The following is a 21,215-nucleotide window of genomic DNA, read 5'->3' as shown; positions in this document are numbered from 1 at the left end:
TATTAATTATTCGTACACTTCGTCAATACCATATTCCATGTCGTCCTCGGCATTATGCGAGCAACCGTCGAATCCTTCCGGCAAATCAAATTTGGCATTAGGATCGTATGGCAGAGTCTTGTCACGATAAACCTTCTTCATAAAGTAAGCCCATATAGGCAACGCCATTGTAGCACCCTGACCCATACGCATCGAGTCGAAGTGAATGTCGCGGTCGTCGCCGCCTACCCAACAGCCGCTTACAAGCTGCGGTGTGAATCCCATAAACCAAGCATCGCTGTTGCGGTTGGTAGTACCGGTCTTACCGCCTATCTCGCCTGTGAAGTTATACTTATAACGCAGTCGGCCCGCTGTACCACCGTCAACAACTCCCTTGAGCAGCACAAGCATCTTGTTGGCACTCTCCTCACTTATCACCTCGTTCATACGAGGCTGGAAACTGGTAATGACATTGCCTTCGTTGTCCTCGATACGACTCACAAACATCGGAGCCGTACGTATGCCACGATTGGCGAATGTAGTATAGGCGCTTACCATCTCTGCTACGGTCATCTCACACGGACCCAAGCACAACGACATAGACGGGTGGATGTCGGGATTGTTGATGCCGTAGTCATGCAGAAGTTGCACAAACTGCTGCGGGCTCAGCTTACTCATAAGATAAGCCGAAATCCAGTTGCTCGACTGTGCCAATCCCCACTTCAGTGTGACCATCTCTCCAGCACGCTTATGGCTTGCATTGCGTGGAGTCCACGGCATGCCTGCTACCATATAAGTCCGCTGCACGTTGGGAGCCAGATCGCATGGCGAGAATCCGTTCTCCATAGCCAGCGAGTAGAGGAAAGGCTTAATTGTAGAACCCACCTGACGACGACCACCGGTAACCATATCGTACATGAAGTGTGTATAGTCCAAGCCTCCCACATACGCCTTCACAGCGCCTGTAGTCGGGTCCATACTCATAAATCCTGCTCTGAGGAAAGACTTAACATAGCGAATGCTGTCTATTGGTGTCATCGTTGTATCGACATCGCCATGATATGTGAATATAGACATATCCGTTGGAGTATGGAACGATTTATGTATTTCTTCATCACTTGCGCCATTTGACTTCAATATGCGATAGCGTTCGCTCTGCAGCACAGCACGTTCCATAATCTGATTCACCTGCTTCTTTGTGAGCTGCGAAGTGAACGGAGCGTTAGGTTTGCCCCTATTCTCCTTGAAGAATTCGGGCTGCAGATAGCGCGCCACATGTCCATACACAGCCTCTTCGGCATAACGCTGCATGCGCGAGTCGATTGTGGTGTACACCTTAAGTCCGTCGGCATTAAGATTGTATGGAGTTCCGTCCTTCTTGAAGTTCTTGTTGCACCAGCCATAGAGCGGGTCGGTATCCCATGCTATTGAGTCGAGCACATACTGGCGCTTGTTCCACGATGGATACTTGCTGCGGTCGGGACGCTCTGCCGACATATACACACGCAAGAACTCTCGCAAGTATGGAGCAGTGCCATCCTTGTGGTCGTTACGATGGAAATTGAGTGTAAGAGGCAGTTCGCATGACTTATGATATTGTTCATCTGTAATATACCCTGCCTTACGCATTTGGTCCAACACCACATTGCGACGGTCGCGACAACGCTCCGGGTAACGCACAGGATTGAACAGCGACGGATTCTTGCAGAGTCCAATCAATGTTGCAGCCTCCTCAAGCGTGAGATTCTTGGGGTCTTTATAGAAATATGTGGTAGCTGCAGTCTTTATACCTACCGCATTATGCAGGAAGTCGAAATAGTTGAGATACAGAGCTATTATCTCCTCCTTTGTATAGTTGCGCTCAAGCTTTACGGCTATCACCCACTCTATCGGCTTCTGCAACAGACGTTCGAGCGTACTGCCAGCCGCATCCGAATACAACTGCTTGGCAAGCTGCTGTGTGATGGTACTGCCACCGCCGGCACTGGTCTGTCCTAACAGTCCACGCTTCACTATGGCACGGCTCAAAGCAATGAAGTCAATGCCCGAATGGTCGTAGAAACGTACATCCTCAGTTGCCACCAATGCCTGTACAAGATATGGTGACAAATTAGAATAAGGCACGCATATACGGTTCTCGCGGTTGAAATTCCATGTACCAATCACTTTGCCGTCAGACGAATATATCTGTGTGGCAAAACGACTTATCGGATTCTGCAAATCTTCTATCGGAGGCATATACCCTATCCATCCGTTCCATATAGCAACAAACGCCAACGAACTACCTAAAAATGTAAGGCCCAACAGCCACCATAGAAAATGTATAAAAACTTTTCGCATATATTCTGATAAAGTGAGTCTTATTAGTTATTCTTTTGATTGCAAAGGTAAGGTAAAAAAGTGAGAAAAGAATAAATAATACATTTCATTTGACTCTTATCTGAAAAAATATAACTACCTTAGCACACAAATCAAAGAATAACCATTAATTCTATAAAACAAATGAGACACGATTTCGTAACAATTGCCGACCTTTCCAAAGAGAAAATCATGTATCTCCTTGAGATGGCCCAGGAATTCGAGAAGTATCCCAACCGAGAGCTTCTGAAAGGCAAAGTGGTAGCGACACTTTTCTTTGAGCCGTCAACACGTACACGCCTTAGCTTTGAGACAGCAGCCAACCGACTTGGCGCACGTGTGATAGGTTTCTCTGATGCCAAGGCTTCAAGCGTATCGAAAGGAGAAACACTTAAAGACACAGTATTGATGGTGTCTAATTACGCCGACGTCATTGTAATGCGCCACTTTGTAGAAGGTGCAGCACAATATGCCAGCGAAGTAGCTCCCGTTCCTATTGTCAATGCCGGCGACGGTGCACACATGCACCCATCGCAATGTCTGCTCGACCTCTACTCTATCTATAAGACCCAGGGCACTCTCGACAATCTTAACATATATCTTGTAGGCGACCTTAAGTATGGTCGTACAGTACATTCGCTCATCACAGCAATGCGCCATTTCAATCCTACATTCCATTTCGTAGCACCTAAGGAGCTCGCAATGCCTGATGAATACAAGATTTATTGCAAGGAGCATGGTATAAAGTTCGTAGAGCACACCGAATTCAACGAAGACGTCATTGCCGATGCCGACATTCTGTATATGACACGTGTACAGAAGGAACGTTTCTCTGATTTGATGGAATATGAGCGCGTCAAGAACGTATACATCCTCAAGAACTCTATGCTGGGCAAGGCCAAGCCCAACATGAAGATTCTGCATCCGCTGCCACGCGTCAACGAAATTGCATACGATGTCGACGACAATCCTCACGCTTACTACATACAGCAGGCTGGTAACGGACTGTTTGCACGTGAGGCAATATTCAGCCACGTGCTCGGCATAACACTCGACGAGGTTAAGAACGATAAAACTATTATTAAGTAATACCATAAACGCGATGAACAACAAGAAAGAAAGACTGGTTGCCGCCATCAAGAACGGCACCGTCATCGACCATATACCAGCCGAAAAGACTTACGAGGTTGTAAACCTGCTAAAACTGCAAGAGCTGGCAGTACCGGTAACTATCGGCTACAACTATCCGTCAAGCAAGATTGGAAAGAAGGGCATTATCAAGGTCTCTGACAGATTCTTCACCGACGAGGAGATTTCACGTCTCTCTGTAGTTGCCCCTAACGTAGTGCTGAATATTATCAAGGACTACGAGGTTGTCGAGAAGAAGACCGTAGAGACACCCGACGAGTTGCGTGGCATTGTGCTTTGCAACAACCCCAAGTGCATTACCAACAACGAGCCTATGCAGACTGTGTTCAACGTCGTAGACAAAGCACACGGTATCATCAAGTGCAGATACTGCGACAAAGAGCAGTGCATGGAAGATGTAAAACTCGTATAAAATAAATTCTATTCAATTACTTTTTTAAAACCTAAGCCAATATGGAAAGAGACCAAGTGATTTTTGATCTTATTGAGAAAGAACATCAGCGCCAGCTGAAGGGTATCGAACTCATTGCATCAGAGAATTTCGTAAGTGACGAAGTTATGCAGGCCATGGGGTCTTGCCTGACCAATAAATATGCCGAAGGCTATCCTGGCAAACGCTACTATGGCGGATGCCAGGTTGTCGACGAAGTGGAGAATCTCGCCATTGAACGTATCAAGAAGCTTTTCGGAGCTGAATATGCCAACGTACAGCCTCACTCTGGAGCACAGGCCAACGCTGCCGTGCTGCTCGCTGTACTGAAGCCAGGCGATGTCTTCATGGGACTTAACCTCGCACACGGTGGCCACCTTTCACACGGCTCGGCTGTCAATACTTCTGGTATTCTGTACCATGCCATTGGTTACGATCTCGACAAGGAGACCGGTCGCGTCAACTACGACCAAATGGAGCAACTTGCTATAGAGAACAAGCCAAAACTTATCATCGGTGGTGGCTCGGCATACAGCCGCGAATGGGATTACAAGCGCATGCGTGAGATTGCCGACAAGGTTGGCGCATTGCTCATGATTGACATGGCTCACCCGGCTGGTCTTATTGCAGCAGGCCTTTTGGACAACCCAGTCAAGTACGCTCACATCGTAACTTCTACTACCCACAAGACTCTCCGTGGTCCACGTGGCGGTATTATCCTTATGGGCAAGGACTTCGAGAATCCATGGGGACTCAAGACTCCTAAGGGCGTAACCAAGATGATGAGCCAGCTGCTCAACTCTGCGGTATTCCCCGGACAGCAGGGCGGACCGCTTGAGCATGTTATCGCTGCTAAGGCAGTAGCATTCGGCGAGGCTCTGAAGCCGGAATTCAAGGAATGGGCCAAGCAGGTTCAGAAGAATGCAAAGGTATTGGCAGACGAACTTGTTAAGCGTGGCTTCACCATCGTAAGCGGTGGCACCGACAACCACTCTATGCTTGTCGACCTTCGCGACAAATATCCAGAACTTACCGGTAAGGTAGCTGAGAACGCTCTCGTGGCAGCCGACATCACCGTAAACAAGAATATGGTTCCGTACGACACACGCAGCGCTTTCCAGACTTCTGGTATACGTCTCGGTACACCTGCCATCACAACACGTGGTGCTAAGGAAGACCTCATGGTGCTCATTGCCGAACTCATCGAGGAAGTACTCAACGATCCTGAGAACGAAGAGGTAATCGCTCGTGTACGTGCCAAGGTGAACGAGACTATGAAGAACTACCCGTTGTTTGCTTGGTAAGATAAGCCTATCTGGTAAATAACAGATACAGAAACAACCATAGTGCTGCCCTTTTGCCCCTCTGCAGAAGGGCAGCATTTTTGTTTAATACAATCGTACATCAATATGAATATTCAATATATAATAGTATTTATTATACTTGTAAGCGCTATTGCTTATATAATATACCGTATCGTGACAACATTCAAAGAAGCCAAAAGTGGATGCTATGGATGCAAAGGATGTGCATTGAAAGGCAAAATAAAGGACAAAAGGATGAAAAACATAGGAAAATCAAAGAAATTTGAATGTTTTGAAGAAAAAGTCTGAAAAACATTTGGAGGTTACATTAATTATGCCTACCTTTGCACTCGCAATTAAGCAACATGCCTATGGTACCTTGGCCGATCGGTTAGGTAACGGTCTGCAAAACCGTGTAGAGCAGTTCGACTCTGCTAGGTACCTCACAAGAAGACAGAACTTTTTTAAGTTCTGTCTTTTTTGTTTTTATACCCTCAAAAAAGAATGTCGCATCTTTTAATTGACATATGTCGATGGATTCAATTATAAATCCCCTTGTTGTTAACATTTTGAAGGCGGAAAAATGAATACGTTATCACAACCCGATGAAGACGTTATCGTTGGCAGATGAAGACGTATTCGTTGGCAGATGAAGACGTATTCGTATTAGGAGACAGATACAAGCGTCTCAGAATAAGTAACAGTTCAGAATTATCTTAAAATTCCGCAACACTGTAGCGGATTTTTCCTGTACATTCAATTTCCGTGACACTGTTGCGGAATTTGAATATACAACAAATAGCTTCCGACATTTTTCCAAAATATCAGCAGACCATCCTTCTCCAAAACGACCTGTTAGCTTTTTAGACAAGTCCTTAATAACTTGCTTACCATATTGAGCACGAACATTTCCCTTTTGTTCGTACTCTACGATATATTTACCAATATAATACTTGGTATAGACCTCAGCAGTATTGACTGAAGTCTTCACGTAAGACCTTGCCTGTTCTATAAGACCAGACACCTTGTTAAATAGGTCTTCAATATTATCCGAAGTCTTTGTTATTTCGTTTGCCATAATTAATTTCATTGTTATCTGAATTTGTGGGACAATGTCCCGCAAATTCAAATTTCAAACAAGTGAGACAGAGTCTCACCTTTTATATAGATTTGGTACGCATGCATACCAAATCTTATTATTCAATATTCACCTCAATCCCCAAGATACGCTGTATCTCAGCCAATGTCTTATCTATCTCATGATCAAGAGCCTTGCGCTTCTTGAAATAGTCGGCAAGCAGTTCGGCAGGAGGCAAGATTTCTTCATCCTCTTTCGGGAACTTGCACAAGTCGAAGTTGCAATCGGTGGCGATAAGGTCTTCAACCGAATAGCAACGAGATTTCTCGTCACCATCAGCAATAATAATCTCCTTACGGTCGTTCCACCACTCACGGATTGGGTCGCAATGTTCCGACTTCATGGACTTTGTCTTGGAGAAATGCTTGTACCCCTCTGGCATATCCAAACGATAGAACCACGTTTCCTTTGTAGAATAACCTTCTGGAGCACCCTCCGCACTGGTATTGTCGAAGAACAAAATGTTCGTGGCAATGGAAGTGTAGGGCGCAAAGATGCTACCTGGCAAACGGATAATGGTATGCAAGTTGAAATCTCTGAGCAGTTTGGTCTTGATGGCTATCTTTGTGTTGTCCGCACCAAACAGGAAACCGTCTGGAACAATGACCGCTGCACGACCATTCTTATTCAAACGATACATGATGAGTACCATAAATAGGTCGGCAGTCTCGCTACTGCGCATATCAGAAGGGAAATGTGACTTGACATCAGCCTTCTCATTACCTCCGTATGGTGGATTCATTAACACAACATCAAACTTGTCGCTGTCTGTATAGTTGAGTACATCTTTTGTAAGCGAGTTGTCGTGATATACCAATGGCGTGTCAATACCATGCAGCAACAGGTTTGTCACACATAGCATATATGGGAATAGTTTCTTTTCTATGCCAAATACAGACTGATTGTACTCTTTGCGGTCTTCAGCAGTCTTTACCTTCTTGTCCAATTCACCCAGCCAACTTGTGATGAAACCTCCTGTACCACAAGCGAAGTCTGCCATTTTCTCACCAATCTGCGGATTGACTATCTCTGCCATAAATTCGGTCAAGGCTCTTGGGGTGTAGAACTCACCAGAGGAACCTGCCGACTGCATTTCTTTGAGGATTGTCTCGTATATCTCACCGAAAACATGACTTTCCTCATAGTCACCAAGGTTCAAACCGTCAATCACATTCAGCACTTGACGAAGTTGAACGCCATCTTTCATATATTGATTGGCATCCTCAAATGTGGTCTTTACAATCGCCTGACGGATAGGGGTAGTTGGTGTTACCTCTATGTTTTTGAGTTCCACAAACAATGTGTTGTTGACAAACGAAAGTAGCTCATCACCAGTCAAGGCATTACCACTTCCATCGTCATGCGCCCAGTTGCGCCAACGGCATTCTTCTGGAATAATAGACTTGTAATCATCATCGTCCAACTCCCAATCATTCTCTTTCTCGTCATAGACTTTCAAGAACAGCATCCACGCCATTTGTTCTATGCGTTGCGCATCACCGTTGATACCGGCATCATTGCGCATTATATTGCGAACTCGTTTTACGAAATTTGATAAACTCATATTTTGTTTTTACTTTATGCTATACTATATATGTTTTGCTCCAGTTCCTTCACGGCGTCAAGATAACCTTGCTTTCCACCAAAAAATTTCACAATGTTTGCCTTGGAGCCAAGTTTGCGGAAAGGGTCATTTTCAAGAACAGTAAAGCTTTCCAATTCTGACACACCTTCCTTGGTGTACTTATCCAGCAAGGCTTCAAGCACAAGTCGTGCCTGTTCACCATACTTGCTGAATATGTCTCGTTTCTTCACTTGTTCGGCACGTTCATGTCGTGTAAGTGTTTTCTTGCCGTAGGCTATATGACAGATGAAATCGAAATCGTCAACATCGTCCATGTCTTGATCGTGCTTCAATGACGCAAGGTCGATACCACTTTCTTTGAGCATTTCAGAGATGTCTGACTTTTTCTTGGTTTCTTGCCACTTGGAAGTGAACGTGTCAATCGTTGCGTATGTATCAACAATACTCTTCTTTGTATAGTCAGTAATGCTTTCCGTACGAAGCAACTTGCCATTTGTTTCATAGACAGAAACAACCTTGTTGATAACCATAACTTGGCAACCGTCTTTGGCTACTATCGGCTTCGGTCGTGGTTCGGGGTCTGGCTCTTTCATGCCTTTAGGTTCATCATCTTCTTCTGGGAGAACATACGTCTTCTGCTCCTTCTGCTTGGGCGGATAATCCGGATCTATCTCGATAGGTCCGTCCCAATCTGGGTCAGCGAACAATCGTGTAACATTGCGGAAGTCCATAACGGTGAAATATGTCTTTCCTTCTTTTTCACGTAGACGCGTGCCACGACCGATAATCTGCTTAAACTCTGTCATAGAGCCGATTTGTTGGTCAAGCACAATCAGTTTTGTCATTTTGCAATCAACACCAGTTGAAAGCAACTTACTTGTAGTTGCTATGACTGGATATTTCTCAGCAACTGAAATAAAATAGTCCAACTTGCCTTTTCCGTATTCGTCACTACCTGTTATACGAACCACATAATCAGGATTTTTCTTGCACATATCAGCATTGGCGTTAGCCAAAGCCATGCGCATACGTTCCGCAAGAGTCTCATCAGCACAGAACACAATGGTTTTAGCCATGCGGTCTGTGCTTTTCAGATAATTGGTTATTTCTTGCGCAACTTCCCTAATGCGATCTTCAATAACAATGTTATAGTCGTAGTCGCTATTGTTATAGATGCGGTCTTCTATCTCGTTGCCGTATATATCCTTTTGTCCCTTTGTCGGTCTCCACTCATCGCCAATGTTGGTTGTGATGTTGATAACCTTGAAAGGAGCAAGGAAACCGTCCTCAATTCCGTTTTTAAGACTGTAAGTATAGACTGGTTCACCAAAGTAGCCAATACTTGACTGATATTTTGTTTCTTTAGGTGTGGCAGTCATACCTATATGAGTAGCCGAAGAAAAGTATTCCAATATGTTTCGCCAGTTGCTATCATCCTTTGCGCTACCTCTATGACACTCATCAACGATAACAAGGTCAAAATAGTCTGGATTAGGAAACAACTCCTTATAGTTTTTGGCATCATTCTGTCCAATCAACTGTTGATAGAATGCAAAGAACACTTGATAAGAACCTAATTCTTCCAAGTGGTTCTTATCTTTTGAAAAGTCTATCTTGTGTGTTACCTTCTCCAACGGTTTGAAGTCCTGCTGTATTGATTGGTCAACCAGTATGTTTCGGTCTGCAAGATACAACACTTTCTTTTTTAATCCGCTTTTAAGCAAACGCCATACAATCTGAAAGGCTGTATATGTCTTGCCCGTACCAGTTCCATGACAAGGAGCACACGGTTTTGTCCTTTGGCAATGGCACCAACTGTGCGGTTTACTGCATTGCGCTGATAATATCGTGGCGGAAAAATATTCTGACCTGTGCAGAAAGGCTGCTCAATAACAGACAACTCTTGCTCATTAAGCCCACTGCCATCGTTAGCCTCTCTTTTGTATCTTTCGATAAGTTCCTCCTTTGTTGGAAATTCATCTATAGCGAAGGTGCGTTCCTTACCTGTCAAAAAATCATGTTCGGCAAAACCTTCACCGTTTGAATTGTATGCAAACATCACATCAAGCATTTGGGCATAGGTCATGGCTTGTTGCAATCCATGAGAAACAGAATGATTTGCATCCTTTGCTTCTACAATAGCAATGGGTGTTGCCTTATTTGCATAAAGTACATAGTCGGCAAACTTAGGTTTCTCTCTATGCACAAGATTACCATGAAGGCTAATTTTACCATCAGTAAATTTAACCTTCTGTTCCATGAATATACTATCCTTTGACCATCCCTTGCTTGTGATGGCTTCGTTGATATAACGGAACTTTACATCCTCTTCTGTTAATTCTTTGCTTATGCCCATATTCAAATAATATTTTATTATCAGAAGTTATACAACATACTTGCTAATGCCGTAAACCAAGAATTTTGCTACAAATATACATTAAATATTGCTATAATCGTTAAATCATTACCTCTATTGAGGTGAAAAACTCATTATTCGATCATTTTTAGCTATTCGGCATATTTTAGCATAATTTTATCTAAAAAAAACAGGAAATACAAGAGTGGGATTCTACATCAATCCACAATTGTATTTCCTGCTTTTATATCAGTTGCGCCCTACTCTACTATCCCTTCAACTTGATAGTAAGCTTTTCGAGCATATCCTTTGTCATCGAGTCGAGGTCGTATACCGGGCACCAGTCCCACTCCTCACGAGCACATGAGTCGTCCATACGGTCAGGCCAGCTCTCAGCAATGCTCTGCTTCAATGGGTCGACATTGTACTCCATCTCAAACTCCGGCTTATACTTCTTGATTGCCTGGAACACAGTCTCCGGTCCGAAGCTCAAAGAAGCGATATTGAATGCGTTGCGGTGTACAAGACGTGTCGGATCAGCCTCCATAAGGTCGATAGCAGCCTTAAGAGTATCGGGCATGTAAATCATATCCATCAGTGTACCTTCCTTGATTGGGCAAACGAACTTCTCGCCACGAACTGCTGAATAATAAATATCAACAGCATAGTCGGTAGTACCGCCACCCGGAGGTGTAACGTACGAGATAACGCCAGGGAAACGTACGGCACGTGTATCAACACCATACTTATTAAAGTAGTAGTCGCTCAGAAGCTCTGTGGTAACTTTTGACACACCGTATATAGTACGTGGACGCTGGATTGTATCCTGCGGAGTCATCATCTTAGGTGTCGACGTACCGAACGAACCGATTGAACTCGGAGTGAATACAGCACAGTTATGCTCACGTGCAATTTCGAGAATGTTCCACAAACCATCGATGCCAATCTTCCATGCCAGACGTGGCTTAGACTCTGCTACAACAGAAAGCAGAGCGGCAAGATTGTAGATGGTGTCAATGTTGTACTTGCTTACAACATCCGAAATCATCTGTGGGTTTGTTACATCACATTCAGCCATAGGACCTGATTCGGCCAATTCGCCAGTAGGCTCAGCACCCTTAATGTAACCTGCAACAACATTACTGTTTCCGTAGATTGAACGTAATTTTTTTGTCAGTTCAGAACCTATCTGTCCTGTAGAACCGATAACCAAAATGTTCTTCATAATAGTTTTTATAATTTTTGAAGTTTGTTTTTATTGTTATAATTTTCTACTACTTACAATACATCCGTCACTTGTGGATTTAGGTGTTATTTGCGATGCAAAATAACAAAAAAAAAATGATATAAAAATCATATTTCCAAGAAATTTGTTTTTGATACATTTTTCATAAAAAATAACACACAAATTACCCTCTATGTAAAAAATAATGAGTTATTTTGCAGCTTTAAACGGGAAGCATTCCCCTGTGAGCCATAAGCACACTAAAAACCTTCTCATTAGGTTTCTAACATAACCAGATATAATAACATTTAAAAACTGACAAATCATGTACGGAAAAATCAAAGATCATCTCTGCACAGCACTGGAAAATCTCAAACAGGCAGGTCTCTACAAAGAGGAGCGTATTATCGAAAGCCCACAGCAGGCCGCCATTCAGGTGAAAGGCAAAGAGGTGCTCAACTTCTGCGCCAACAACTATCTTGGCTTGTCTAACCATCCACGCCTTATCGAGGGTGCCAAGAACATGATGGACCGCCGCGGTTTCGGTATGTCTTCTGTTCGTTTCATCTGCGGAACACAGGATATTCACAAAGAGTTGGAGGCTGCAATTTCTGACTATTTCCAGACAGAAGACACAATCTTGTATGCTGCATGCTTCGACGCTAACGGTGGCTTGTTCGGCTCATTCCTTACCGACGAGGATGCCATCATCTCTGATGCACTCAACCACGCTTCTATCATTGACGGTGTACGTCTTTGCAAGGCTAAGCGCTATCGTTACGCCAATGCCAATATGGAAGAGCTCGAGAAGTGTCTGCAGGAAGCACAAGCACAGCGTTTCCGTATTATCTGCACCGATGGTGTATTCTCAATGGACGGCAACGTAGCTCCTATGGAGCAGATTTGCGACCTCGCCGAGAAGTACGACGCACTCGTAATGGTTGACGAGAGCCACTCTGCAGGTGTTGTAGGCGCTACCGGTCATGGCGTTAGCGAACTCTGCAAGACCTATGGTCGTGTTGACATCTACACTGGTACACTCGGCAAGGCATTCGGCGGTGCTCTCGGAGGCTTCACTACCGGCCGCAAGGAAATTATCGACATGCTGCGTCAGAGCAGCCGTCCATACCTGTTCTCTAACTCATTGGCTCCTTCTATCATCGGCGCAAGTCTCGAGGTATTCAAGATGCTCAAGGAGGATAATTCCATCCACGATCGTCTGGTAGAGAACGTCAACTACTTCCGCGACAAGATGATGGCTGCCGGCTTCGACATCAAGCCTACTCAGAGTGCCATCTGCGCCGTTATGCTCTACGACGCTCCTCTGTCACAGCGCTACGCCAACCTTCTGCTTGAGGAAGGCATCTACGTTACTGGTTTCTACTATCCGGTTGTTCCGAAGGGCGAGGCACGTATCCGCGTTCAGCTCTCAGCAGGCCACACACGCGAGCAGCTCGACAAGGCTATCAATGCATTTATTAAGGTAGGCAAGGAACTTGGCGTAATCAAGTAATATTCAGCTTAAGTTCCCTGAAAACAATCTTAAGCTCCGAAAAACAATTAACGGGAATATCAGCATATTGATTGCTGATATTCCCGTCTTTTCATTATATTCGCTCGCACAATCCAATGTTGTGCTGTCTTAACAGCAAAAAGTCATTTAGTCGCGGCGGAATATATCTCGTGTATAGACTTTATCCTCCACATCCTTCAGACAGTCGTCAAAGCGGTTGGCAATGATAGCCTTGCTCTGCGCCTTGAAGTCGTCGAGATTGTTGATTACCTTACTGCCGAAGAAGGTGGTGCCGTCTTCAAGCGTAGGCTCATAGATTATCACCTCTGCACCCTTAGCCTTGATGCGCTTCATGATACCCTGTATTGCCGACTGGCGGAAGTTGTCCGAGTTCGACTTCATTGTCAGTCGATATACACCTATCACACAGGCATGCTCCTTGCTTGCATCGAAGCTGTTGTCTTCGGCATAGCTATAGTAGCCGGCCTTTTTAAGCACAGCATCAGCAATATAGTCCTTACGTGTGCGGTTGCTCTCCACGATAGCCTCAATAAGATTTTCGGGCACATCCTGATAGTTGGCAAGAAGCTGCTTGGTGTCCTTAGGCAGACAGTAGCCACCATAACCGAACGAAGGATTATTATAATGTGTACCGATGCGCGGATCAAGTCCTACACCTTCAATAATAGCCTTGCTGTCCAGACCCTTCATCTCGGCATAAGTGTCAAGCTCATTGAAGTAGCTCACACGCAATGCCAGATAAGTATTGGCAAACAACTTTACAGCCTCAGCCTCCTTAGTGCCCATGAAAAGAACTGGAATGTTCTTTTCGAGTGAAGAGTTAAGAGTGAAAAGTAAAGAATCCAATTGCTTTGTATCGCCATTATGGCCGATAGCGCCTTCCAAGAGTAAAGATGCAAATGTCTTGGCAAACTCTTCCGACTTTGGATTGCTGACAGCAGCTATTGCAACATTCTCCTCTTTCCACTCCTCGTTCTGCTCTGTAGGGAGCTGTTTGGGATAGCCCACTATGATACGTGAGGGATAAAGATTGTCGTACAATGCCTTGCTCTCACGAAGGAATTCAGGCGAGAACAGCAGATTGAAATGCTTGCCCTTGAGCGAAGGGGTTGTCTGGAATTTATGTGCATACTTCACATATAGGCCGCGACAATAACCTACGGGAATGGTCGACTTGATGACCATTACTGCATCAGGATTTGCCTCCAGCACCAGGTCGACAACCTCCTCTACATGTGATGTGTCGAAATAGTTCTTTACTGGGTCGTAGTTGGTAGGAGCCGCAATAACCACATAATCAGCATCAGCATATGCAGCCTTGCCGTCAAGAGTGGCTATCAAAGTTCCTTTACCTTCTTGCTCTGACGCACAGGTCTCATTACCTACACAAGGCAGAATATTCCTGTCTGCCAGATACTTTTCGATATACTCGTCTTGAATAGGCGATATACGATTGTTCAGTTTCTCTACCTTTTCGGGTATCACATCTACAGCCGTAACATGATGATGCTGAGCAAGCAATGTAGCAATACTCAAGCCTACGTAGCCGGTTCCTGCCACAGCCACCTTTATATCTTTGAATTCACGCATACTTGTTTAAATCTATATGTTGTTGTTTTTAGCATGTAAAGATATATATTTTCGGTGAGACTGCCACAAGTTTTGGATTCTTTTTAGAAAGAACACCAATTTAGGGCATCCTCTCTCCTATTACATATCCTCCATAGACAAACCCTTATACTCTATGTTGTATTTCTTGAATCTTCCTGTAGTCTGGAAGAAGTGTTCGGCCTTTTCTTTCACAATACCGATGACCACATCCTTAGCTTGACGCTTAACCTCATAGAAACAAACTGTTTGCTCTATTTCGTCGGCAGCTATTATGTCTATTTCATACTCACCCTTTCTGTCCCACCACGAGGATTTCCGAAACCTACATTTCGGAAACAGACATTTCAGAAACATCACTATTTTTTCACCATTTACTGCAATAAGAAATCTTGTATCACTCGACTCCAATAGTCCCAAGGATAGCCCACAGAAGGATGGTTTACTGCCATCACCTTCACCTGCCTGCCATTACTTAGGAAATAAGCACCAGTAGCAACATGATAGCCATCCACAACTATGTCTTCTCCTTCCCTCCAGCGTTCTCCAGGCATATTGCTCCAAAGCCTTTTGCCCCACGCAATGACATACTCTGGCTGATACTTATCCATAACCTCAAACAGAGCATCACCTGCCTGACGATATTGTGCTGACGTTCCTGCCTCACGTGGACCTCCCATTGCCACTTGCAGATAGTTGAAGAAGACAACGGAATTCCATATCTTCAGCCTCATCGTCTGGTCTGTCTCTTTACCTACAAGTGAACGCTCAAATTTCACGAAAGTCCGCATCCAGTCCTGCCATTCCTTATTCTCATCAAGATAATCCTTGATAACGCCCTGCGTAAAACCAGTACACTCCCCATGCAGACGACAGTTGCCACAATTGCTGCAACCCTCATCACAATAATGGCTCTCGCCCAATATCATTATTCGCTTGCCAAACATGCCTCCGCTGGCATAGTCCTTGCCAACGAAAGGCTGAAAGAAAATGTTATTCGCCAAAACTCAATAGTCGTTAGAGATTCATTTCTTCTCTCTGCTTTTCCATATTCTTCGATAGACATATTTGTTCAAGCCTAAAAAGCCTGGCGGATAGGTGTGCCATCCGCCACACTTTGGGCATTTCACAGGAGCAGTATAGGCAGTTGCCATCCACTCACAATCCATCCCCTTGAATCGATGTCCGCAATCATCACAGACGAAAGTACAGAATCCTCTAAACATAAACTATTCCTTTCTTGTATGAGTTATGCGGTCATAATCATTATTGGTAAGAAGCAATATAACACTTCGTACATTTCACTGAATTCTTTCAAAGAACTATGGCTTCAGCCCAGACATACTCATGCCACCAGTATGATCAACTAACTGATGAATCTGAGTTGGAACTCTGAGAAGACTAGTTGTATTTTCTATATGGTGCCATGTAAATCCTGTTCCCCAAGAATTTCCCAAACTTTGAAATATTGTTTCTGCTTTATTTATATCCTTTTTACTATCACCCGTTAATTTCCCAATGTCAACCTTTATAGGTTTTCCATCTCTTCCTTTGGCTGCAACATTAGAAAAATCAGGGAAACCTTGCTTAGTAAAAGGTACACCATCAGGATATAACTTGTCTAATCTTACAAGATCGTCATAAGAAAGGTTACTCATGCCCCTCAAATCTACCATTCCATTACCTCTTCTTAAACGCGCTTTTAGACCATAATTAAGGTGTGGATTAAAATAATACACATTACCAGCATAAACACGGGCATTTATTGGCATTTTGCCTTTAGGAGTACGCATAATTTGTTTTTTATCTACATGATTACGAGTATTTAACCAACGCTTAATATTTAGTTGGGGATTTTCATGAATTAATCTAGCTAAGCCATCATCAGCGTTCATTTCCGATAATAACTTAGTAGACTTGTCTACAGAAAGTCCAAGTTTTGATGCGTACCTCTTTATAATAGCTGTATTTTCTTCTGCCGAGAAGGTATTACCTAGTCTTTTTGCTACATTCTCGTAAGTAGAACTTACTTTCTTCTTACCCCTGATATCAGTCTCGATATGAGCATATTTAGGCACTAACTCATCATCATTTACATATGAAAACTGACACTTAATATTGATATCATCTTTACCCGATGATTGCTTAAGTTTCGAAAGGGCTTGATCCCAATTTTTGCCAAAGTCATTTTTCTTAGAAATATTTACTATTTCTGAAGCAATTTCCTCTGGTGACATATTTTTGCCTTCTATTGATGAAATACGCCCTAATTCATCAATAAAATAAGAAAGCTTTTTGCCATTTGTACCTTTTATTGTATAACAAGCGTTAGGTATCAGTTCCTGAGATAAAATACTTTTATCAAAAGTGTTAACTATACCATCACGATATTCTGCAACTAATTTATTTGTTGCCTTTGAGTAGAATCTAACAAAGCCAGATTCCTCTTTAGCTATTAAATTATTAATAATACAATTTCTTCCCTCATTTCTTAGAATGTTAGACTTTACATACATTCTCATGAAATTAGGGTCTTTCATTAATTTAGGTGCTTGCTTTGAATATATCGTACATTCATCTATAACTGTATTAGATGAAGTTAGCCCCTTAAAGAAACGGAAATCTCTTTTGAGGTATTTTTCAAAAACTACACGTACATTACTATCCAAACCATCTAAAGCGTTTGCCAAAGAGGGCCTATTCTTGGCAATAGCCTTATAGAAATCCTCCCAAGTTATTGTCTTTAGTTCTCTTTTAGAAATATTTTCTAATGATTCTTCCGTAAATTCCTTCGATAAGGATTTTGTACCTTTTTCCATTATTTCTTCCGAAGCTTCTTTTGCAACTTTCTTGCATGATGAAGTAAGCAATAAAGAAAGTAATCCTAGAAATAGAAAACAATTATTATTTAGCTTCATAGAATTTAGCTGTATTATTATTCAAATTATATAAAATACTATTGTAGTCAACAGTATTTTCTTGTTTTTGTTGCCTTAATGATTCCAGCAATGAATTATCATTATAATGGGTAAGGCATACTGATACTACAACCATAATAACAAATGAAACAATAGAGATGCCACATCCAACAGGACCTGTAATTGCATAACCAATTATGTTAACTACAATCCAAATTAAAAGCAATCCTAAAAGATAGTCAAGAATTGTTGTACCAATCTCTATTGCAACATTGTTTCTAGAATGATTAATCAAGGAACCTAAATACACGTTTGAATTAGGTAAATTCAGAACTTGCATTTTAGGTGCTGTACTTGCTTTAATCCCTTTGTATTTTATTCTGAGATCTTTTACTTTTTGAGCGTGATTCAAACTAAGCTGCAATGCGGTTTGTTCTGTATTGAGTGAATTGAAATATCTGTCTCCTAATTGTATTTGGAGATCCGTCCACTTCTCTTCATTCATAAAAATATACTTAAACATATATTTATAACCAGCAATAACCCCTAATTCCTCATCCTCAAAGTGTCCTAACTGTTTTTCAAAACTACTATCAATCAGCACCTTTAAATCCTTGATATATTCTTTATTTGCAGCCAGTTCCAAATCTTTATATTGAGATATTTGGGTTTCAGATAGTTCTCTAGAATCTTTCTGTACGATTGTTGCTTCTTCAGATATTTTTGCACGAAGTTTCTCCTCTTCACTGTTAGAACAGGAAAAGAACACAACACATAAAAGAAAAAAAGCAAAGACAGACCTAACCATCATAATACTTGTTCTATTGTTGGATTAATGGAATTAGTGAAATTATCAGGCATCTGTTCTGGTGCACAAATCAGACTCACAATCCAAGCAATTAAGAATATGAGCATTTCTGCAAGAATAGGCCATATTGCTATTATAGCGGCAAAAGCAAGAATCAGAAGCAAAACAATATTTACAATCCAAAAAATCCATGGATGATGTGATGGGAAGTTCAAAATAGAATCATACCATCCATACTCTTCATCCAATGCGGACTGAAGCAAAGAAAACTTTCGATCATTTTGATAATAATATATTGCTACAGTTTTTACTTTTTCTTCAAATTTTGCAGTAGCAACAGTTTTCCCATTTCTTAAACGATTAATAGAAGATGGTGTCACTTGCAAAATTCTAGAGAGTGACTCTATATCACCGTCACTAGCTAAATAAAGATCATTCAATAAGTCTTCATTTGAACGACTTTCAACTACTTTTGCTGCTTCAATTCTATTTTCTGCTTCGTCAGAACTAGAACAAGATGAGAAGATAACTGGTGAGACTATAAGTGTCACTACCAACAATAAATGTTTTATTTTCATATTTTCTTATTTTAATACTACATTTTTATATTCTTTAGTGTCTCAATTTTAAAGTAACACTAATGATTTGAAATATTGTTTAACCTATTTCTTTGCTAATATTTTTGTTAAGATTTTCAATCCTGCAGTTACATCATTTGCAATATGGGTATAACTCACATTTTTAGCTCCACATTTAGGACATACCCATACTTCAGTTATCGTTTGACATACTTGCTTACATTTTTTACAAGTTGATGGTTTTAATGTTCTCATAACTTATCAATCATTTTAGTCCAACTTCTTAAATTCAAAATCATTCGGATTGCAGCATGCTTTTTTGTAGTCAAAAGCATAGATGCGCATGTATACTTCTTGCAACTCTTTCGCTCCATTATAGAAAGGTGTAGCAGTATGCTGCAAGGTTGTCACGTTCACTACCATGTCGGGAGTGAGGACTGTGCCGTTGGAGCGCTTGATACGCTTCGGCTTAACTTGAAAAACCTTACTCATAGTCTTATCGTTTTTAGGTTTTGACGTGTAATTGTTAATTCGATGTAAAGGTATAGGTTATTTGTGAACTGTACAAGTCCATAATGGTTCACAAGTGGAAATAGAAAGGTGTGAATCCCATCTCTCAACACTTCCTCGTAAGTTAGGCTCTGGTAAAACCCGTAGAATAGGAAATATGAAAGAGGAATCCACACCATATGATGGTGCAGACTCGCTCAAACAAATTCGCGTTCTTTCTACGTTTCAATTTACCAGATTTCAACTTACAGAACTATTTGCTTGCTCGTGTCCACAAGATTGTCTTGCTTCTACATTGGCGACTTCAAGCGAGGACTTTCACCTGCCCTGTCACCAACTAATTGCAAATTTAACAAAAATCAGAATAATACCCAACCATTGTTAAGAAAATCTTGTCGGATTCCTCATTATAAATGTATCTACATGCTGAATAAGCATGTGTCAAGCTATTTTCGGTGTAAAGGTATTGAATATTCGCGAACCATACAAGTCCATAATGGTTCACTAAGAAAAAAAAGCCCACCGTTAATGACGATGAGCTGACATAATGAACGTTATTAATCCAGTGGTTTCAATGGAATATTAATGGAAGTATCATCTGTGGTATCAAAAGTAAAACTGCTGCTAACTTGTGAAGAGAAGAATGTGCCCTTAGCAATAGTTGATGAATGCTGACGGAAAGTGACATCTTTAAGCGTACGAGTGTAAAGTGTGATTCCATCGCTATTCTTCATATTGATAGTAACATCCATCTTCTGTTCTTTAGCAGCCAGAAAAAGATTTGCAGATAAATTATATCCAGTGAATGATGAATTTTTTAAAGGTTTGGAACTGTATGCAACACTATACGTAAGAGGATTGGCAACAAGTCCCGTAGTCGGGTTAAATGTATACGGATTAGTAGCTTTATTTTCAGAAGGATTAAATATTAGCTCCAGAATCTCTATATCGGCAGGATAAGTATCCGTCACAGTCAGATTAAAGGTAGAAGTGATACGCTTTCCAAATTCAATAGCAACATCTTGCTTTGTATTACCAGCTACTTTTACATCCATAACCTTGGAATACATAGCAGAAGGAATATTTTTTTCATTCAATGTAGCAATTGTATCGGAAGTAATCACAGCAGCTTTAGATTCCGCACTTGTTGCCTTATGTGCTACTGCAACGAATTTGTAAGTACCAATATGCAACAAGCACTTGACTTTGTCAAAGTCCTCTGCATTTGGATCTTCCTTAACCACAGAATAAACATTCTTACCTTTCGCATCAAATACTTTAAAGGCAATACGGTCGACTTTGGCTTCTGAGACCGTTGCACGAGTCGTTAAGCCTCTACTACCATCAGGCACAACACTAACATCAAGTCCGGAGAATGTCACTTGAACAGGAACTAAGGCATTTTCATCAACAGAATTAGACTCTGAAGAACAAGCAGACAAAATGCCAATAACAAACAGAAAGAAACAATAATTCAAAATCTTCATTTTGATAGTTATTTAAGGTTTTATAAAATATGATGCTATTTTCTGCAAAAATACACATTTATATTTTACGACGCAAGAAAATCCACAAAAATATAAGATAAAATGTAAAAACATAGAAAAAGTACAAATGTACAAACAAAAAAGGTCTCCAAAGTCATTAGACCTTGAAGACCCTAAGTAAAGAAGGCAGCCACCTACTCTCCCGCATTGCATTGCAGTACCATCGGCGCAAGCGGGCTTAACTTCTC

At 41.8% G+C, this 21,215-nt stretch carries 19 protein-coding genes and 1 tRNA gene; 5 read left to right on the top strand and 15 right to left on the bottom strand.

What is annotated here, in order from left to right; genetic code table 11:
• Nucleotides 1-6: 6 nt before the first annotated feature.
• Complete coding sequence (locus I6E49_RS05625) at nucleotides 7-2,319, bottom strand: transglycosylase domain-containing protein (RefSeq protein ID WP_235400932.1); 2,313 nt, start codon at nucleotides 2,317-2,319, stop codon at nucleotides 7-9.
• A 162-nt stretch (nucleotides 2,320-2,481) separates the two neighbouring features.
• Between I6E49_RS05625 and pyrB the strand changes: the two genes are divergently transcribed.
• The 4 genes from pyrB (at nucleotide 2,482) to I6E49_RS05605 (ending at nucleotide 5,664) form a co-directional block, all read left to right on the top strand.
• A complete protein-coding gene (pyrB, locus tag I6E49_RS05620; protein WP_235400931.1) occupies nucleotides 2,482-3,426 on the top strand; it encodes an aspartate carbamoyltransferase in 945 nt (314 codons plus the stop codon).
• Nucleotides 3,427-3,439: 13 nt separating this feature from the next.
• Entirely contained in the window at nucleotides 3,440-3,898 is a 459-nt protein-coding gene (gene pyrI / locus I6E49_RS05615) for an aspartate carbamoyltransferase regulatory subunit (RefSeq protein WP_235394073.1), read from the top strand.
• Between the two features lie 41 nt (nucleotides 3,899-3,939).
• A complete protein-coding gene (glyA, locus tag I6E49_RS05610) occupies nucleotides 3,940-5,220 on the top strand; it encodes a serine hydroxymethyltransferase (protein WP_235400930.1) in 1,281 nt (426 codons plus the stop codon).
• A 373-nt stretch (nucleotides 5,221-5,593) separates the two neighbouring features.
• Nucleotides 5,594-5,664: transfer RNA gene (locus I6E49_RS05605), tRNA-Cys, on the top strand.
• Between the two features lie 244 nt (nucleotides 5,665-5,908).
• Here I6E49_RS05605 and I6E49_RS05600 read toward each other — a convergent pair.
• The 5 genes from I6E49_RS05600 to I6E49_RS05585 form a co-directional block, all read right to left on the bottom strand.
• Entirely contained in the window at nucleotides 5,909-6,310 is a 402-nt protein-coding gene (locus I6E49_RS05600) for a DUF1016 N-terminal domain-containing protein (protein ID WP_235400929.1), read from the bottom strand.
• A 106-nt stretch (nucleotides 6,311-6,416) separates the two neighbouring features.
• Nucleotides 6,417-7,922, bottom strand: a complete 1,506-nt coding sequence (locus tag I6E49_RS05595; RefSeq protein ID WP_235400928.1) for a class I SAM-dependent DNA methyltransferase — start codon at nucleotides 7,920-7,922, stop codon at nucleotides 6,417-6,419.
• A 14-nt stretch (nucleotides 7,923-7,936) separates the two neighbouring features.
• Nucleotides 7,937-9,667: an EcoAI/FtnUII family type I restriction enzme subunit R gene (gene hsdR, locus I6E49_RS05590; RefSeq protein WP_441006963.1), complete on the bottom strand. Its 1,731-nt coding sequence runs from the start codon at nucleotides 9,665-9,667 to the stop codon at nucleotides 7,937-7,939.
• Nucleotides 9,649-10,299 carry a type I restriction enzyme HsdR N-terminal domain-containing protein gene (locus I6E49_RS14740; protein WP_295392183.1) on the bottom strand — a complete coding sequence of 217 codons (651 nt, stop codon included), beginning with the start codon at nucleotides 10,297-10,299 and terminating at the stop codon, nucleotides 9,649-9,651. Before I6E49_RS14740 ends, hsdR begins: the two co-directional genes overlap by 19 nt.
• Before the next feature lie 268 nt (nucleotides 10,300-10,567).
• A complete protein-coding gene (locus I6E49_RS05585; RefSeq protein WP_235400927.1) occupies nucleotides 10,568-11,524 on the bottom strand; it encodes an NAD-dependent epimerase/dehydratase family protein in 957 nt (318 codons plus the stop codon).
• A gap of 325 nt (nucleotides 11,525-11,849) precedes the next feature.
• Between I6E49_RS05585 and kbl the strand changes: the two genes are divergently transcribed.
• Nucleotides 11,850-13,037 carry a glycine C-acetyltransferase gene (gene kbl / locus I6E49_RS05580; RefSeq protein WP_235400926.1) on the top strand — a complete coding sequence of 396 codons (1,188 nt, stop codon included), beginning with the start codon at nucleotides 11,850-11,852 and terminating at the stop codon, nucleotides 13,035-13,037.
• A 147-nt stretch (nucleotides 13,038-13,184) separates the two neighbouring features.
• Here kbl and I6E49_RS05575 read toward each other — a convergent pair whose 3' ends face one another.
• From I6E49_RS05575 to I6E49_RS05535, 9 genes are all read right to left on the bottom strand, one after another.
• Complete coding sequence (locus I6E49_RS05575; protein WP_235400924.1) at nucleotides 13,185-14,648, bottom strand: UDP binding domain-containing protein; 1,464 nt, start codon at nucleotides 14,646-14,648, stop codon at nucleotides 13,185-13,187.
• Nucleotides 14,649-14,768: 120 nt separating this feature from the next.
• On the bottom strand, nucleotides 14,769-15,023 hold the full coding sequence (locus tag I6E49_RS05570) for a DUF234 domain-containing protein (RefSeq protein WP_235400985.1): 255 nt from the start codon (nucleotides 15,021-15,023) through the stop codon (nucleotides 14,769-14,771).
• A 17-nt stretch (nucleotides 15,024-15,040) separates the two neighbouring features.
• Complete coding sequence (locus I6E49_RS05565) at nucleotides 15,041-15,670, bottom strand: hypothetical protein (protein WP_235400922.1); 630 nt, start codon at nucleotides 15,668-15,670, stop codon at nucleotides 15,041-15,043.
• A gap of 318 nt (nucleotides 15,671-15,988) precedes the next feature.
• On the bottom strand, nucleotides 15,989-17,584 hold the full coding sequence (locus I6E49_RS05560; RefSeq protein WP_235400921.1) for an HNH endonuclease: 1,596 nt from the start codon (nucleotides 17,582-17,584) through the stop codon (nucleotides 15,989-15,991).
• Complete coding sequence (locus tag I6E49_RS05555; protein WP_235400920.1) at nucleotides 17,571-18,395, bottom strand: hypothetical protein; 825 nt, start codon at nucleotides 18,393-18,395, stop codon at nucleotides 17,571-17,573. Before I6E49_RS05555 ends, I6E49_RS05560 begins: the two co-directional genes overlap by 14 nt.
• A complete protein-coding gene (locus tag I6E49_RS05550; protein ID WP_235400919.1) occupies nucleotides 18,392-18,970 on the bottom strand; it encodes a hypothetical protein in 579 nt (192 codons plus the stop codon). The genes I6E49_RS05555 and I6E49_RS05550 overlap by 4 nt, the downstream gene beginning before the upstream one ends.
• An 84-nt stretch (nucleotides 18,971-19,054) precedes the next feature.
• Nucleotides 19,055-19,225 (bottom strand): hypothetical protein, encoded by a 171-nt coding sequence (locus tag I6E49_RS05545; RefSeq protein ID WP_235400918.1) that lies wholly within the window; start codon nucleotides 19,223-19,225, stop codon nucleotides 19,055-19,057.
• 15 nt (nucleotides 19,226-19,240) lie between these two features.
• Complete coding sequence (locus tag I6E49_RS05540) at nucleotides 19,241-19,462, bottom strand: DUF6140 family protein (protein WP_235400917.1); 222 nt, start codon at nucleotides 19,460-19,462, stop codon at nucleotides 19,241-19,243.
• Nucleotides 19,463-20,037: 575 nt separating this feature from the next.
• Entirely contained in the window at nucleotides 20,038-20,967 is a 930-nt protein-coding gene (locus I6E49_RS05535; protein ID WP_235400916.1) for a FimB/Mfa2 family fimbrial subunit, read from the bottom strand.
• Nucleotides 20,968-21,215 lie beyond the last annotated feature (248 nt).

The sequence above is a fragment of the Leyella stercorea genome (genome assembly GCF_021531655.1).
This window is presented reverse-complemented; position numbering and strand designations above follow the sequence as displayed.

Bases quoted from the DNA above. Each gene is read 5' to 3' on its own strand.
- I6E49_RS14740 (WP_295392183.1), bottom strand. From the start codon at position 10,299: ATGGGCATAAGCAAAGAATTAACAGAAGAGGATGTAAAGTTCCGTTAT.
- I6E49_RS05625 (WP_235400932.1), bottom strand. From the start codon at position 2,319: ATGCGAAAAGTTTTTATACATTTTCTATGGTGGCTGTTGGGCCTTACA.
- glyA (WP_235400930.1), top strand. From the start codon at position 3,940: ATGGAAAGAGACCAAGTGATTTTTGATCTTATTGAGAAAGAACATCAG.
- I6E49_RS05570 (WP_235400985.1), bottom strand. From the start codon at position 15,023: ATGTTTCTGAAATGTCTGTTTCCGAAATGTAGGTTTCGGAAATCCTCG.
- I6E49_RS05600 (WP_235400929.1), bottom strand. From the start codon at position 6,310: ATGAAATTAATTATGGCAAACGAAATAACAAAGACTTCGGATAATATT.
- I6E49_RS05550 (WP_235400919.1), bottom strand. From the start codon at position 18,970: ATGAAAATAAAACATTTATTGTTGGTAGTGACACTTATAGTCTCACCA.
- I6E49_RS05545 (WP_235400918.1), bottom strand. From the start codon at position 19,225: ATGAGAACATTAAAACCATCAACTTGTAAAAAATGTAAGCAAGTATGT.
- I6E49_RS05575 (WP_235400924.1), bottom strand. From the start codon at position 14,648: ATGCGTGAATTCAAAGATATAAAGGTGGCTGTGGCAGGAACCGGCTAC.
- I6E49_RS05560 (WP_235400921.1), bottom strand. From the start codon at position 17,584: ATGAAGCTAAATAATAATTGTTTTCTATTTCTAGGATTACTTTCTTTA.
- pyrI (WP_235394073.1), top strand. From the start codon at position 3,440: ATGAACAACAAGAAAGAAAGACTGGTTGCCGCCATCAAGAACGGCACC.
- I6E49_RS05535 (WP_235400916.1), bottom strand. From the start codon at position 20,967: ATGAAGATTTTGAATTATTGTTTCTTTCTGTTTGTTATTGGCATTTTG.
- I6E49_RS05595 (WP_235400928.1), bottom strand. From the start codon at position 7,922: ATGAGTTTATCAAATTTCGTAAAACGAGTTCGCAATATAATGCGCAAT.
- I6E49_RS05540 (WP_235400917.1), bottom strand. From the start codon at position 19,462: ATGAGTAAGGTTTTTCAAGTTAAGCCGAAGCGTATCAAGCGCTCCAAC.
- pyrB (WP_235400931.1), top strand. From the start codon at position 2,482: ATGAGACACGATTTCGTAACAATTGCCGACCTTTCCAAAGAGAAAATC.
- kbl (WP_235400926.1), top strand. From the start codon at position 11,850: ATGTACGGAAAAATCAAAGATCATCTCTGCACAGCACTGGAAAATCTC.
- I6E49_RS05585 (WP_235400927.1), bottom strand. From the start codon at position 11,524: ATGAAGAACATTTTGGTTATCGGTTCTACAGGACAGATAGGTTCTGAA.
- I6E49_RS05555 (WP_235400920.1), bottom strand. From the start codon at position 18,395: ATGATGGTTAGGTCTGTCTTTGCTTTTTTTCTTTTATGTGTTGTGTTC.